Origin of the sequence: Ochrobactrum sp. CGA5 (assembly GCF_006345815.1) — a bacterium.
In the GTDB taxonomy this organism is placed as follows: domain Bacteria; phylum Pseudomonadota; class Alphaproteobacteria; order Rhizobiales; family Rhizobiaceae; genus Brucella.
Genome location: NZ_VCIG01000008.1, coordinates 1 through 14,787 on the forward strand (window position 1 = coordinate 1; position 14,787 = coordinate 14,787).

Below are 14,787 nucleotides of genomic sequence, written 5' to 3' on the forward strand. Positions count from 1 at the left end.
CGCTTGGATACAAGCCACCGGCACCCGAGGCCATCATCTGGCCTGCGCCAGCAAGCGGAGCAGCACCGTCATCTGCCCAGGCAATAGCCCCAAGGCCGAACATGAACTAAGATTGAAACCGGACCACCCTATGGGGTCAGGCCAACAATTTATCTGCCTTGACATCTCATTAAAAGATACATTCTGTTTATACTTCAAACCCATTGGGAATCCTGAAAGGCAATAGCTTTTTCCAAGTTTTCAAACCAAACTATCTGATCAAGACAAATTCACACCTGCCACCTGATGTAGCGCAGATAGCGAGGGTATCTCTATGCAGCTATGATCCCGCGAGGTGATGAGGCCAAGATTGCGCAGTCTCGTGAAACTTCTACTCACGGTTTCAACAGTCAAACCTAAGAAGTCGGCGATATCCTGTCTTGGCATAGGAATATGAACGAAGCCTCTGTTGGGGGACCGTTGAGCGAGAAGAATGATAAAGCATGATAATTTTTCGACTGGTGCCAGCCGACCCAGTATGAGTTGAATAAAGTTCGCCTTCCTTAACGAATCCTTTGTCTCGGCGTGAGAATATTGCTTAATTCTTTCATCTCTAACGATACACTCCTGGAATTTAATTTTAGATAGGGAGGTAATATTGCTTGTTACGATGGTTTCAATTGTCGATGAATAGTGTTCATCGTCGATAATCCCTATTAGTTCTCTTGGGAATATGAAGTGTGTTATCTGCCGTCGACCGTCGGGCAAGACTCTGAAAGCTCTTAATAAGCCCTCATTCACCATGTAAATCCGACCGATTTTGTCACCCTCTCGAGCTATGGTAACGTTCTGGGGAATGGTTTTATCAACACGATTGCATTGCGAGAATGCGATCGCTCCAAAGAGTTCATTGAATAGTGTTTTCCTGACCACAGTCGACGCGTCAAGGCTTATAACATTCGTTTTTTCAGAACTCATTTCGATGACCTGAAGAGTTAATATTGTGTCTTATTCTCAAAGTGGATGGCTCCATAAATCTAATCACTAACATCGTGCGAAACCCCACTATCCATTTGGGGTAGAGATGAGAAGATCAGACTGGTGAAGTATATCGGGTTTTGATGTGATGGGGTATAACTTTCGAGGCAGGCTCCGGTTTTTCGCTTCGGCGAACACCTCACACAAGACTTCGACAGCATCTGGAACCAGAACTATCCGAGTGAACTGCCCCCCATTTCGACCGGACAGTCGGCATAAGCAGAAAGGCTCAAGCACAGGCTTGGGTATAGGCTTATGTCTAACGAGTATCGACACGTTGAATTGCTGACGGGTGATGTTCGCCGCAGGCGGTGGACAACCGAGCAAAAGCTGACGATCATTGAGCAGAGCTTCGAACCAGGCGAGACGGTATCGTCCACCGCTCGCCGCCATGGCGTCGCGCCCAATTTACTTTATCGGTGGCGCAGGCTCTTGAGCGAGGGAGGTGCTGCAGCTGTGGATTCTGACGAGCCGGTGGTCGGCACTTCGGAAGTGAAGAAGCTGGAAGATCGCGTCCGCGAGCTGGAGCGCATGCTCGGCCGCAAGACGATGGAGGTCGAAATCCTTCGGGAAGCCTTGTCCAAAGCAGACTCAAAAAACGTATGGCCCGCCCCGTTTGCAATAGGATTTTTACGATGTTCTGATCAGTCTGCGTCAACGTATACGGTCTCATGAGCACCCCCATGGCCAAGATGGACATCCGCACGTTCAGAGCCCCATAAACGGATCGGCAGTTAATGCCATTTTTTTGACCGGGCTTTCCAAACGCCGTTCGACTGTCAGGCCATCTTCACGATCCTTCCTGCAAACCTCATAGGCTACGCGTTCTCATTGCCTAGCCGGTCTGATTACGCTACCGCAGGGCAACTGCGATCAAAGCCTGTTTCCTTACGCAAAACGGCCCATGCTATCCGCGCCAATTTGTTTGCTAGCGCTACAACCATGACGTTGCGGTGAACACCACGCTCCATCATTGCCTTGAGCCAACGGCCCGTTGGCGTATCACTCTTTGAGAGCGATGGCAGTGACGCTCGAGCGCCATGGATGAGCAAAGTGCGTAAATAGGTATTGCCACGTTTCGATATCCCAAGCAGTCGGGGTTTACCGCCGGTGCTGTACTGTCGAGGTACCAGTCCGAGCCAGGCACCCAGATCGCGCGCTTTGGCAAAGCTGCTTGCATTACCTACAGCGGCGACCAAAGCCGTGGCATTGAGTACGCCTATACCGGGGATAGTCGTCAGTCTACGCGTGGCCGCATCATTGCGTGCCAACTGGATAAGCTCAGTATTCAATGCTCCGATCTTTGTGTCGAGCTCTTGCCACTCGGCGCGTAATTCACGAACCAGTTGTTGTACTCGCAACGATAATAACTTCACATCTTCGGCTAGCATGCTGTCCACGCCGAGTTCCAGTTTCCGCCGTCCGGCAGGAAAGATCACCCCGCGTTCCAGCAGAATTGCGCGAAGCTGATTGATGAGGTTTGTTCGCTCTGCCACAAGGCGAGAACGCACCCGATGCAGTGTCTGGATGTCCAGTTGCTCCTGGCTCTTCAGATCGACGAAACGCATCGTCGGTCGAGATGCAGCTTCGGCAATACCCTCAGCATCCCGATCATCATTCTTCTGGACTTTGATATACGGGCGAACATATTCCGGCGACATCAGCCGGACCTCGTGACCTCGTCCCTTAAACAAGCGGCCCAGATGATGAGCTCCGCAGCAAGCTTCCATAGCAACTATGCAGGCGGGGAGTTTCGTTACGTAATCAATCAGTGTCTGGCGACGCATCGTTCGACGTGTAACTATTGCACCGGTAGCGTCGACACCAACGACGCTGCAAGAGTTCTTGCCCAGATCAATTCCAAGGATCATGATGCTCATAGGCCCGTTCCTTTCTTTTTTCGCACCACAGCATCATAACAGACGCTGGGGATAGGGGGGGGGCCATTCCATAAACGGATATCGCGGCCGATCTTGTTGCCGAAGGACGGTTCGCGATGAAGGCCGTCGCAGATACGCTGGGCGTATCCCGTTCCAACCTCATCGAGCGGCTGAAAGGCAGATCGAAGCCGCGCGGCTCCTATCACAAGGCCGAGGATGCAGAGCTTTTGCCCATCATTCGCAGGCTGGTAGATCAAAGGCCAACCTATGGCTATCGGCGGATCGCCGCGCTCCTCAATCGCGAAAGGCGAGCCGCCGATAAGCCTGTCGTCAACGCAAAACGGGTTCACCGCATCATGGGCAACCACGCCATGTTGCTGGAGAAGCATACGGCCGTTCGCAAGGGCCGCATCCATGACGGCAAGGTCATGGTCATGCGCTCGAACTTGCGCTGGTGCTCGGATGGGCTGGAGTTCACTTGCTGGAACGGCGAGGTCATCCGTCTCGCCTTCATCATCGACGCTTTCGACCGGGAGATCATCGCCTGGACGGCAGTCGTCAACGCGGGCATCTCCGGCTCGGACGTGCGCGACATGATGCTGGAGGCAGTCGAGAAGCGGTTCGCAGCAACCCGAGCCCCACATGCAATCGAGCATCTCTCGGACAACGGCTCTGCTTACACCGCGAGGGACACGAGGCTGTTTGCGCAAGCACTCAATCTGACACCCTGCTTCACGCCGGTCGCCAGCCCGCAGTCGAACGGCATGTCGGAGGCCTTCGTCAAAACCCTGAAGCGGGATTATATTCGCATCGCAGCACTACCGGACGCAGAAACAGCGCTCCAGTTCATCGACGGATGGATCGAGGACTATAATGAAATCCATCCACATTCCGCGCTCAAGATGGCTTCCCCTCGGCAGTTCATCAGGGCTAAATCAAACTAGCCGACTTGTCCGGCGAAACGGGGAGCACTCCACCGAGTGATATTTTTCGTAAGCGGTCAGCCGATGGCGTTAGACTTGACGTTCCAAGGCATAAGGGCTTCGATTTCAGTTACAGGCCAGCCTTGAGCAATGCGGCTTAGTGTTTGGGATAGCCAGTCAAGCGGATCGACGCTGTTCATTTTGCATGTCTGGAGAAGCGTGGCCAGTGTAGCCCAGGTCCGTCCGCCGCCTTCGCTTCCGGCAAACAGGCTGTTTTTCCTCGTGATTGTCTGTGGTCTGATCGCACGCTCGACAATGTTGCTATCGATTTCGACCCGGCCATCGGTGAGGAAGCGCTCCAGGGCCTCGCGCCGGGTGAACGCGTAGCGGATCGCCTCGGCGGTTTTGGACTTGCCCGAGACTTTACCCAGTTCCTTTTCCCACCGGTCGAAGAGGCGGGCGACAATGGTTTCAGACTGTTCCTGACGGAACGCGGCGCGGATGTCGGCATTCTTGCCGCGAACCTCATCCTCGATCTTCCACAATTTGGTCATGGCGGTGACCGTATCTGTTGCAGCCTGCGAGATCCCGCTGACGTGCAGATCGTAAAATTTGCGGCGCAGATGTGCCCAGCAGCCTGCGAGCTGTATCTGTTCATTGCGCCCAGCCTTGGCTTGCGCCTTGATCATGCTCGTATAGGCGCCATATCCGTCCACCTGCAGGATTCCGTTGAACCCGGCAAGATGCCGCGCCACGCATTCTGCGCCCCGACTGTCTTCAAAACGATAGGCCACCATTGGTGGACTGCTCCCACCATAGGGACGATCATCGCGTGCATAGGCCCAAAGCCATGCCTTGGTGGCTTTTCCCGAACCGGGAGCCAGAGTGGGCAAGGTCGTCTCATCGGCGAAGACCCTTTCACCTTCCTTGACCCGCTCCAGGATATAATCGGCGCATATCTGAAGCTCGAAGCCCAGATGCCCCATCCATTGCGCCATCAAACTCCGGCTGATCTCGACGCCATCGCGCAAATAGATTGCCTCCTGACGGTAAAGTGGAAGGCCATCGGCATACTTGGAAACGGCTATATAGGCGAGCAGGCGCTCTGTCGGCAAACCGCTCTCGATAATATGTGCAGGCGCGAGCGCCTGAACCACACCATCATGGTTCCGGAATGCATATTTGGGGCGGCGTGTCACGACAACCCGGAACTTCGGGGGCACGACGTCCAGGCGTTCCGAGCGATCCTCGCCGATCAGGACCTTTTCCAGACCCTCGCAACGAGCCGGAATCTCCGGTTCGATGACTTCCTCAATGCGTTCGAGATGAGCGGCAAAGCCCTTGCGCGGACGTGATGCCCGTTTCGGCTTGCCCCTGGCCGCATCGTCAAGTTCGCTCTGGATCGCCGAGAGACCGGTTTCCACTTCCTCGAAAGCAAACGATACCTGTTCATCGCTAACACCAAGGTGTAATCGTTCGGAGCGCCGGCCGTGCTGGGCGCGCTGCAAAACCTTCATGATGGATGTCAGGTTGGCAATCCGTTCGTTGGCGCTCTTCTCCACTGCCTCCAGCCGGGCAATCTCAGCTTCAGCAGCCTTCAACCGGGCTTCCTTTTCAGCCTGCTCACGTGCCATTGCGAGCACCATAGCTTTCAGTGCGTCAACGTCATCCGGCAGATCGTGAAGCGGTAAATCCATGAGGCTGAGTAGAGCATAAAAGCGGCCGTTTTCCCAACCATTACAGCATCATGAATCATCTTGCCGCAGGCGTTGTCATCCTGTCAGCAAAGGGCGTCTTGTCCTGTTCGGGCGGATCTTTTTCCAGTCCATTCCAGCCAACAAAGCCATGAGCTGGGAATGATCCAGACGTATCCTCGCAACTGACAGGCCCGGCCAGCAAAAGCCACGGTCCTCAAGCGTTTTCGAATAAAGGCAAACGCCACTGCCATCCCACCACACAATCCGGACCCGGTCGGCACGTTTTGACCGGAAGACATAAAGCGCACCATTGAACGGGTCGAGACCGCCATCACGGACAACTGCCATCAGGGAAGCGGCTCCCTTGCGGAAGTCGACGGGCTGACAGGACACATAAACCACCACACCGCTGGAAATCATGCCTTGCGAGCCGCCCTCAGAACCTTCACCAGGTGATCCGGATCGAAGGCTGAACCGACGCGAACTACCATGTCGGCGACAACAATATCGATCGAAGCGCTACACGTCGTTTCAACACGTGCAAATCTGGCCGGACTGGCCGGTCCCGCTGTTACTGGTGAAACAACACCAGACGCAAGCGCCTTACGACGCCATCCATAAAGCTGCGAGGGATCCAGACCTTCAGACCGTGCAACCGCCGAGACGTTGGCCCCGGGCTGCAACGACGCAGCCACAATCCGCGCCTTCTCGTCATCCGACCAGTCTCGCGGCCGCCGTCGGCTTCGCACAGGCTCCGCCGTCAAAACCTCGAATGTCCGGGTCTGATTCACACCGTCGCTCATAGGATTCTCCGCATGATTCATGCAGAAAATCGCCCATCTCACCGACGAAAGATACGTGGGATAGCCTACCCGCTTACTATTTTTCTATACTTGATGCTTCTTGATTGAAATCAATGCGGCTTATCTTGCAACCCATAAACTCAGGTCGGTTGCATTGAAAGAGAGCGGGATTAATGCATGAGTGACATCGCACAAGACGGCGATGGAAAACGATTTCGTTTTCCTACCGCATTCACCATTCTTTTTGGCCTCATTGTCATTGTCGCGGCGCTGACCTGGATCATTCCAGCTGGCCAGTACGAGCGAACCATGAATGCGGCTTTGAACAAGGAAGTTCCTATTGCTGGGACTTACAAGGTCGCTGAATCCAATCCGCAAGGTATTACAGATATATTCATGGCACCGATCGGAGGGCTTTATAATCCTTCGACCAATCAGGCCAACGCCATTGATGTGGCGGTGTTCGTTCTCATTATTGGTGGTTTTATTGGTGTCGTCACCTCCACTGGCGCGATTGATGCTGGCATTGGCAGCGCCATGGTTGCGCTCAAGGGGCGAGAGAAATGGCTAATCCCTGTGCTTATGGCACTGTTCGCCTTCGGCGGTACAACCTATGGCATGGCAGAGGAAACGCTTGCCTTCTATATGCTTTTGCTTCCAATCATGATAGCGGCGCGTTTCGATGCAGTAACTGCGGTCGCTGTCATTTTGCTTGGTGCAGGCGTCGGCGTTCTTGGTTCGACAGTCAATGCATTCGCTACGGTCATTGCCTCGGATGCTGCGGGCGTACCTTTCACTAACGGCCTCGTGTTGCGCTGCATCATATTGGGACTTTGCTGGCTGGCCTGCGTAATCTACGTGATGCGCTATGCCGAACGGGTGCGGCAAGATCCTACAAAATCGCTTGTCTATGACATGAAGGCGGCTAACGAAAAGCACTTTCTGAGTGCGCATGAAGGTGAAAAGGCTAACTTTACACTTTTGCACAAGATCGTACTCACGGTTTTTGGTGTCACCTTTGTCGTCATGATCTGGGGCGTGTTGAAAGGCGGCTGGTGGATGGGGGAAATGAGCGGGTTGTTCCTCGCTTCAGCCATCCTGATCGGCTTTATCACACGCCCTGGTGAGGCAAGTTTTGTCGACAGTTTCGTCAACGGTGCACGCGACCTGCTTGGCGTGGCGCTGATCATTGGCCTGGCGCGCGGCATCGTCGTGGTCATGGACGCTGGCAAGATCACAGATACCATCCTGCACTGGGCGGAGCTTTCCGTCTCCGGGTTGGGTAAGGTGGCCTTCATCAACGTGATGTACTGGCTTCAGGTACTTATGTCCTTCTTCGTGCCGTCTTCGTCCGGTCTGGCGGTCCTTTCCATGCCGATCATGGCACCTGTGGCAGATTTCGCCGGCGTTGGCCGCCAGTTTGTGGTCACCGCCTATCAGTCTGCAAACGGGCTCGTGAACCTGATCAATCCGACTTTTGCGGTCGTAATGGGTGCACTGGCAATTGGTCGCGTCCCCTATGAACGCTGGTTGCGCTTCATGTGGCCGCTGCTTTTGATCCTGACCATTATCATCATGGCGTGCCTGAGCGCCGCTGTTCTGCTTGCTTGAAGGAGATTACGATATGAGCTTGACCTATGGTGTTCATTCCGAAGTTGGCAAACTGCGCCGTGTCCTCGTCCATCGTCCGGGCTCGGCACTTGCCCGCTTAACGCCGTCGAACTGTCATGAGTTGCTTTTCGATGATGTCATCTGGGTCAAGCAGGCCCGTGTCGAACATCTCACCTTTGTCGACGCCATGCGACATCGTGGCGTGGATGTCGTCTTTCTGCGAGAGATGCTGGCAGAGACGATGCAGGATGCCGAGGCCCGCCGCTGGCTTCTGGAGCGTCGTGTCAACGAGAATACCGTAGGCGTTGGTCTGGCTGACGATTTGCGAGCCCACCTCATGGAGATTGACGCCGATGCCTTGTCGCTGATCCTGATGGGCGGCTTGAGTAAAGCCGAATTGCCAATCAAGGGACGTGGGCTTTTCGCGCCAACATTGCGACCGGAGGATTTCGTCCTGCCACCTCTGCCTAATCATTTGTTTACTCGCGATACAACCTGCTGGATCGGTGGTGGTGTCACGCTCAACCCGATGCGTTGGAATGCACGCAAGCTGGAAACCGTCAATATCACGGCCATCTATCGTTTCCATCCGGATTTTCGCGACGCGGGCTTCCCGGTCTGGTGGGGTGATCCCGATACGGATTATGGGCTTGCCACATTGGAGGGTGGGGATGTCATGCCACTTGGAAACGGTATTGTTCTTGTTGGCATGGGCGAGAGGAGCACACCGCAGGCGGTGGGGCAACTGGCGCGCGCATTGTTTCAGAAGGGGGGGGCTGAGCATGTGATCGCCTGCAAGCTGCCTGTAGAGCGTTCATCCATGCACCTGGATACTGTGTTCAGCTTTTGCGATCGTGATCTCGTGACGCTCTTTGCCGATGTTGCAGAAAAGATCGAGCCCTATTCGATCCGTCCGGGCAAGACAAAAGATGAAATAGACGTCAGGGCGGAAGGACGCAAGCTTACCGAGGTCGTTGCTGAAGCGCTGGGACTGAAGAAGTTGCGCGTTGTTGAAACGGGTGGTGATGCTTACGTCGCCGAGCGCGAGCAGTGGGATGACGGTAACAATGTCGTTGCACTGGAGCCGGGTGTGGTCATTGCCTATGACCGCAATACCTACACCAATACACAATTGCGCAAGGCAGGCGTCGAGGTCATCACCGTGCCCGGTGCAGAACTCGGGCGCGGGCGAGGCGGCGGCCACTGCATGACCTGTCCATTAATACGCGATCCAGTTTGAGGAGACGAAAATGCCAGTCAATATCAAGGGCCGTAGCGTCCTGAAGTTGCTCGATTTCACGCCGGATGACATCCGGTTCCTGCTAAAGCTCTCGGCCTCATTGAAACAGGCCAAATATGGCGGTTATGAAGATCAAAGGCTGAAAGGCAAGAACATTGCGCTGATCTTTGAAAAAGACTCCACTCGCACGCGTACCGGGTTCGAGGTCGCCGCCTATGACCAGGGTGCACATGTTACCTATCTGGGGCCCACCGGTACCCAGATAGGTAAGAAGGAATCCATGAAAGACACAGCCCGCGTGCTTGGTCGTGTCTACGACGCTATCGAATATCGCGGCTTCGGGCAGGAACAGGCGGAGATTCTGGCGAAATGGTCGGGTGTGCCGGTTTATAATGGTCTGACAGATGAATTTCATCCGACCCAGATTCTCGCCGACTTTCTTACCATGCGCGAATATACCCGCAAACACCTGTCGCAAGTCACCTTCGCCTTCCTCGGCGATGCCGGCAACAATATGGGCAATTCACTCCTGACAGGGGCGGCACAGATCGGCATGGATGTGCGCCTTGCCGCACCGAAAGCCTGTTGGCCAGAACAGGAACTGATCGATCGCTGTCGGGAAATCGCGCTTCAGACCGGTGCGCGCATTACACTCACCGAAGACCCCGTAGCGGCCGTCAAGGGATGTGATTTTATCTATACGGATGTCTGGGTATCGATGGGCGAGCCGGATTCGGTGTGGGCAGAACGTATTGAACTGCTCACGCCCTACCGTGTGACGCCGGAGATCATGGCGGCGGCTGGCAATCCGCATGCGAAGTTCATGCATTGTCTTCCAGCCTTCCATAATCGCGAGACGGAGATCGGAGAGAAGATATTCGAGAAATTCGGCATCGACTGCATGGAGGTGAGCGAGGCGGTCTTTGAATCAAACGCTTCTATCGTTTTCGATCAGGCGGAAAACCGCATGCACACTATCAAGGCAATACTCGTAGCAACGTTGGGAAGTTGACATGCGGATCGTTGTGGCTCTGGGAGGTAATGCGCTTTTAAAACGTGGAGAGCCAATGACCGCCGAGGTCCAGCGCGCCAATGTACGGAAAGCCGCAAAAGCGCTGGCCGAGCTTGCACGTAACCACAACATCGTGGTTGCGCATGGCAACGGTCCGCAAGTCGGGCTTCTGGCACTCCAGGCTTCCGCTTATGCGGATGTCCCCGCTTATCCGCTCGATATTCTGGGGGCAGAAAGCGTCGGTATGATCGGCTATCTGGTAGAGCAAGAACTGACCAATGCCTTGCCCACGCAAACGCGGCTCGCCACGCTCTTGACCCAGATTGAGGTGAATAGTGACGACCCGGCCTTTTCCCATCCGGAAAAACCCATTGGTCCCGTCTACGACAAAGCAGATGCCGATCATGTACGGGCGGAACATGACTGGGCGCTCATCGAAGAGAGTGAGGGAAAATGGCGGCGCGTCGTGCCGTCGCCGCGTCCGCAACGGATCACTCAGATCGAAGTCATCCGACTGCTGGTTGAATCTGGCGTTGTCGTCATCTGCGCGGGCGGTGGCGGTATTCCGATTATACGTAACGAGCAGGAGGAAATCGAGGGCGTAGAAGCGGTGATTGATAAGGACCGGGCAGCAGGGCTTCTCGCAGAAGAACTCAATGCCGACGCTTTCCTGATGCTCACAGACGTGGACGCTGTCTATAGTAACTGGGGAACGCCGGCCCAGCATCCGATCAGCAGGGCGACGCCAGCAGAACTCTCAACGCATAAGTTTGCTTCCGGTTCAATGGGCCCCAAAGTCGAAGCGGCCTGCGCTTTTGCTTCCCATCCCGGCCGCATCGCGGGGATAGGACGGCTCGAAGATGCGGCAGCGCTCCTTTTCGGTCGGGCTGGCACAGTGATAAAAATATAAGGTCGGCTAGCGTCCCGGCGCTTGGAGTACACCCTGGACTTAGACAGAAGGGTCGCGGACAGTTTTCCCATAAGGAAAGGGAACTGAGCATGGCGACAAGGCAACGAATTATCCATGAAGAACGAAAGCTGGATTTCGTTCGACGCATGGAAGCGGCCGAGAGTGTCAGCAGGTTGGCAGATGAAGCCGACGACAGTCGCCAGCAGCTTTACGATTGACGTGAGCGGCTCAGAGTTCGTGGTTGTGAATAAGCGCCGAAACGGGACCGAGTCTATATTAAGATTTTACAGTTGGACACCTCGAAAAACCTCCCCCTTTTGGGATTATCGTGATTCAATGGGTTTGACGATGCGGGGACAACCGGGTTTTTGGGATTTGGATGAGCGTTACGAGCGGCTGAGCGCCGTTGGCGACCCTCTGGAAAAGCTCAACAGCATCATTCCGTGGCTGGTGTTCGAGAAGCCGCTTGCGAAGGCCCTGAAGCGTTCGGAGTTCTGCAGGCGCTGTATAATCTCTCCGATGATCAGGCGGAGTTCGTCATCCAGGATCGCCTTTCATTCATGCGGTTTCTGGGGCTTGGCCTCTCCGACAAGGTTCCGGATGCCAAGACGATCTGGCTGTTCCGGGAATGCCTGGTGCGGGCCGGCGCCATCGACAACCTGTTCGCCCGGTTCGACAAGCATCTCTCGCGATCGGGCTATCTTGCCAAGGGCGGTCAGATCATCGACGCGACGATCATCCAGGCTCCCCGTCAGCATAACAGTCAGGATGAGAAGGACGCGATCAAGGCCGGAGAGATCCCCGCGGAATGGAAGGACAAGCCCGCCATGCTGGCGCAGAAGGATCGTGATGCGCGTTGGACGGTGAAGTATTCCAAGGCGAAGCAGCCGACGGAAACACTATCTTCAGCCGCGACCAGGCAGCATGACATCGCCATTCCGATGTTCGGCTACAAGAACCATGCCGGCATCGACCGGGCGCGCGGCTTCATCCGGGGGTGGACGGTCACAAGCGCCGCCGCCCATGATGGCGCCCAGCTCCGCAATGTCGTCACCAAGGACAACACCGCCTCTACCGTCTGGGCTGACAGTGCCTATCGGTCAAAGTCGAACGAGGAATGGCTGGCCAAGAACGGCCTGAAGTCGGACATCCACCAGCGCAAGCCGAAGGAGCGGTCTATGCCAGAGGCGATGTCCAAGGCCAATGGGCGACGATCCAAGGTCAGGTCCGCGGTCGAGCATGTGTTCGCGCGGCAGAAGGCCGCCGCCAAGGCGGCAGGAACACCACGAAATCCAGCATGAAATCGAAGGCAAAAGTCGCCGATACGTATCAGGACGCACAACCGATCTCGAATGCAGGGGTAATTCGAGATCTCCAGTTATTTCAATGTACTGAACCCATTTTTAGCGAGGTTTAGCTTCCGTGCTTATTCACAGTCTGAACGCGAAACATGCCTGATTGGATGGTTGCCAGATCCATACCACCGAACTTCAGGAACTGACGATGATGATTGAAACGCCGCAAGTCGCCGGCTTCTGCCAGGATCGTCAAAGCATTGATCGGACCAATACCGGGGATAGTTGTCAGCAGCTTGTACCAGCGTTGTCTTTGAGCATCTCCACTGCACGCGTTTCGATCAGATTGCGTTGGGATATAAGGCTTCTGCCCTCAGCCAGAACCATTCGAAACATCGCGATGGCGCCGGGGTCAGGTGTGACAGGAAGAGTAATCGAATGTATAGAAGTTGCATAAATGTCTGACAACAAACGCTCTTTACCAATTTTCCAGCCAATCACATCCCACGCCACTTCGATGAAAGCGATCGGCTTGAGGGAGCTGATAATGTGTCAGGATAAGATGCCATAGTTCGGTCTTCGCCCTTGATATCATGTCGTGTGTCTTCGACAGTTCCTGAATGTCATTCGTGCCATGCAACAATGGATCGTGATAGAATTGTTCCGCGCCAAGCTCATCGTATGCAAGATAGCCTGAGCATCCTTCGGATCATTCTTATTCCAGGAATTATGCAATGCCTCTCTGGTCCGCGCCAGTGCGACTGATGAAGTCAGCTTGATGTCGAAGCCTACTGCGCCGAGCTGAAACACCAATGCGCGATGATAGTTGCCTGTTGCTTCAAATGCGACACGGACGGGACGTTGAAAACTACGCAGCAGATTGATCAGGCGCTCAAACTCATCAAGAATGTTGAGGATGCTGACCCGACAAAGGCGTTTCTTATCGGGCACTTCGAAAAGCACCTCATGGCGCTCTTTCGATATATCAATCGTTACCAGTACAGGGGTAGACGCTGTAATATTGCACTCGATCATAGCCAGTCTTCTTTGCAGTGTGGCTTCGCAAAACCACTTTGAGACCTGAGACCGGCTATGACCAACCTGCTTACGCAATTTGAAAGGCGTCGCAGCTTGGCCACAGCCTAAAAACTGGCGTTATTACGAAAGTGTTATGGCCCGGAATTTATCGCCAAGGCTTTGAGGGAATGGATTACGCTTGTCGGTGCCAAGACGGCTTACATTATGCCGGGTATCTGATCGGCTTCAGCCTCGGTCAGTTGCTCTGGGGTCCGGTCAGCGATCGGCTCGGCTGGCTGTGCGCTGGGCGCGGCAGCGAGCTGACACGTAAGCAATTGCAACGCGGCGTACACCGCTCGCTCCACCGCAGAACTGGAAGCTGACATCGACGCATTCATCGAAACTGGCCAATCCGAACTATAGGCCGACAAAGCAGGATGACATCATGGAAAAAGTCGATAACGTCATCTTATATGCAAATGAGATCTCACAACCAGACACCTAGCATCAAAGACTGGGATCCTCGTGTAATCCGTTCCATGCAACAACGCTATGTCAAGGATTGACAAAGGCCTGAATTTAAATAAACGGTCCGGTGGCGTTTATTGTTTTACAACGACGGACGCGTGTTCGTTGATATAACGGCTGCAACATGCCGCTCAGGCTCTTGGGTTTCGCAGGTCGTGGGTCGGAATCTGAGAATTATACCGGGAAGGTAATCGAAGGTGTGGGCGCAACAAAATGCGATGAATCACGGAGGGCGACCGACTGTTGCCGAGTCGGAGGAGATTTCTCACCGGATCATGAACAGCGCTAAAGCGCTTTTTTTGCGTAATGGTTATGCGACCACCAGCATGGACGCGATTGCGGGAGAGATCGGCATCTCGAAGCGGACACTTTACGTCCGTCATCCGAGCAAGGCGGCTCTTTTCGAAGCGGTCATCATTGATATTGTGAACACCTGCGTATCGGAAATTGTGCTTGATAGTGCTCCAGTCGGCTCGCTTAGGGATGACCTGTTGTCCTTGTCTCTCCGGATTCTCGCAGTCGCGACCGATCCCATGATCATTCATCTCGAACGGGCCGTCGTCGGGGAATTGCATCAATTCCCTCAACTGGCGGAATATATTGATCAATATAGCCTTCCTACGCTGATCGACTTGGTCGTGCGCGTATTGCGCGGTAATGGCGTGCGCGAAGGAGAGGTTGTTCTCCTGGCCGATATCTTTCTTTCCATAACGATTCTGCCACAGTTGCGTAGGGCGGTTCTTGAACGGACCTCCCCGGGGATCAAGGGAGTAGACAAGGTATTCCTTGAGCGAACAGTTGATATTTTCGTCAAGGGTGTGATGGACCAGAAATGAGGCTTCCTTTAAACAAGT

Annotated in this window: 11 protein-coding genes and 4 pseudogenes; 9 read left to right on the forward strand and 6 right to left on the reverse strand. The window is 54.5% G+C overall.

The window, feature by feature from the left end:
• Nucleotides 1–258 precede the first annotated feature (258 nt).
• Nucleotides 259–957, reverse strand: coding sequence for a helix-turn-helix domain-containing protein (locus tag FJQ48_RS09265; RefSeq protein WP_100650330.1), 699 nt, complete (start codon nt 955–957; stop codon nt 259–261).
• A gap of 315 nt (nt 958–1,272) precedes the next feature.
• On the opposite strand from FJQ48_RS09265, the pseudogene FJQ48_RS09270 reads away from it, so the two are divergent.
• Nucleotides 1,273–1,614, forward strand: a pseudogene (locus tag FJQ48_RS09270) (transposase); the annotation flags it as partial.
• A gap of 251 nt (nt 1,615–1,865) precedes the next feature.
• Here the strand turns inward: FJQ48_RS09270 and FJQ48_RS09275 are convergent.
• Nucleotides 1,866–2,897, reverse strand: coding sequence for an IS110 family transposase (locus FJQ48_RS09275; RefSeq protein WP_100649046.1), 1,032 nt, complete (start codon nt 2,895–2,897; stop codon nt 1,866–1,868).
• A gap of 74 nt (nt 2,898–2,971) precedes the next feature.
• On the opposite strand from FJQ48_RS09275, the pseudogene FJQ48_RS09280 reads away from it, so the two are divergent.
• Nucleotides 2,972–3,841: pseudogene (locus FJQ48_RS09280) on the forward strand (IS3 family transposase); the annotation flags it as partial.
• A gap of 56 nt (nt 3,842–3,897) precedes the next feature.
• On the opposite strand, the gene FJQ48_RS09285 reads toward FJQ48_RS09280, so the two are convergent.
• The 3 genes from FJQ48_RS09285 to FJQ48_RS09295 all read right to left on the reverse strand — a co-directional run bounded on the left by FJQ48_RS09285 (nt 3,898) and on the right by FJQ48_RS09295 (nt 6,320).
• Entirely contained in the window at nt 3,898–5,517 is a 1,620-nt protein-coding gene (locus FJQ48_RS09285) for an IS66 family transposase (protein WP_100649047.1), read from the reverse strand.
• Nucleotides 5,518–5,592: 75 nt separating this feature from the next.
• Nucleotides 5,593–5,937: an IS66 family insertion sequence element accessory protein TnpB gene (gene tnpB / locus FJQ48_RS09290; protein WP_100649048.1), complete on the reverse strand. Its 345-nt coding sequence runs from the start codon at nt 5,935–5,937 to the stop codon at nt 5,593–5,595.
• Nucleotides 5,934–6,320 (reverse strand): transposase, encoded by a 387-nt coding sequence (locus FJQ48_RS09295; RefSeq protein ID WP_100649049.1) that lies wholly within the window; start codon nt 6,318–6,320, stop codon nt 5,934–5,936. Before FJQ48_RS09295 ends, tnpB begins: the two co-directional genes overlap by 4 nt.
• Before the next feature lie 177 nt (nt 6,321–6,497).
• On the opposite strand from FJQ48_RS09295, the gene FJQ48_RS09300 reads away from it, so the two are divergent.
• From FJQ48_RS09300 to FJQ48_RS09320, 6 genes and pseudogenes are all read left to right on the forward strand, one after another.
• Nucleotides 6,498–7,931, forward strand: coding sequence for a YfcC family protein (locus FJQ48_RS09300; RefSeq protein ID WP_011983031.1), 1,434 nt, complete (start codon nt 6,498–6,500; stop codon nt 7,929–7,931).
• A 13-nt stretch (nt 7,932–7,944) separates the two neighbouring features.
• The gene (gene arcA, locus FJQ48_RS09305; protein WP_094513852.1) at nt 7,945–9,171 is read left to right on the forward strand and encodes an arginine deiminase; all 1,227 of its coding nucleotides are present in this window, start codon (nt 7,945–7,947) and stop codon (nt 9,169–9,171) included.
• A gap of 10 nt (nt 9,172–9,181) precedes the next feature.
• Nucleotides 9,182–10,183 carry an ornithine carbamoyltransferase gene (gene argF, locus FJQ48_RS09310; protein ID WP_011983033.1) on the forward strand — a complete coding sequence of 334 codons (1,002 nt, stop codon included), beginning with the start codon at nt 9,182–9,184 and terminating at the stop codon, nt 10,181–10,183.
• Nucleotide 10,184: 1 nt separating this feature from the next.
• Entirely contained in the window at nt 10,185–11,093 is a 909-nt protein-coding gene (arcC, locus tag FJQ48_RS09315; protein WP_011983034.1) for a carbamate kinase, read from the forward strand.
• Nucleotides 11,094–11,182: 89 nt separating this feature from the next.
• Nucleotides 11,183–11,311 (forward strand): hypothetical protein, encoded by a 129-nt coding sequence (locus FJQ48_RS22845; RefSeq protein WP_282183541.1) that lies wholly within the window; start codon nt 11,183–11,185, stop codon nt 11,309–11,311.
• Nucleotides 11,312–11,441: 130 nt separating this feature from the next.
• Nucleotides 11,442–12,352 (forward strand): annotated as a pseudogene (locus FJQ48_RS09320) (IS5 family transposase); the annotation flags it as partial.
• 160 nt (nt 12,353–12,512) lie between these two features.
• Here the strand turns inward: FJQ48_RS09320 and FJQ48_RS09325 are convergent.
• Nucleotides 12,513–13,423, reverse strand: a pseudogene (locus FJQ48_RS09325) (transposase); the annotation flags it as partial.
• A 707-nt stretch (nt 13,424–14,130) separates the two neighbouring features.
• Between FJQ48_RS09325 and FJQ48_RS09330 the strand changes: the two are divergent.
• Nucleotides 14,131–14,769: a TetR/AcrR family transcriptional regulator gene (locus FJQ48_RS09330; RefSeq protein ID WP_139974901.1), complete on the forward strand. Its 639-nt coding sequence runs from the start codon at nt 14,131–14,133 to the stop codon at nt 14,767–14,769.
• The last annotated feature ends 18 nt before the right edge of the window (nt 14,770–14,787 follow it).